This is a genomic window from Shewanella electrica (genome assembly GCF_022321485.1).
GTDB lineage: Bacteria > Pseudomonadota > Gammaproteobacteria > Enterobacterales > Shewanellaceae > Shewanella > Shewanella electrica.
The window spans coordinates 1-255 of record NZ_JAKOGG010000499.1 but is presented as its reverse complement, the minus strand read 5'-3'; the positions used below and the strand labels follow the sequence as shown (position 1 = coordinate 255).

Annotated in this window: 1 protein-coding gene; it reads left to right on the top strand. The window is 67.8% G+C overall.

Features of this window, described 5'->3' with window-relative positions:
- Positions 1–255 (top strand): fibronectin type III domain-containing protein (locus L9G74_RS21320; RefSeq protein WP_238898791.1); only part of this gene is annotated, 255 nt, incomplete at both ends.

Sequence of the window (255 nt, the reverse complement as noted above, 5' to 3'; positions counted from 1 at the left end):
CTACCTACTCGGACACCACGGTTGCGGCCTCGACCTGCTACGACTATCGGGTCTCCGCGATCAATGCCGTGGGCACGGGGGCGGCCTCGACGAAGGCCACCGAGACCTCGAATGCTCCCGCAACCGTACCGGATCAGGTCACGGGGCTTACGGCGACCGCGGTGGCAAGCCAGATCGACCTCTCCTGGACGGCGCCCGGGGACGGCGGCTCGGCCATCACCGGCTACAAGATCGAGCGCCAGCTGTGTACGGGGA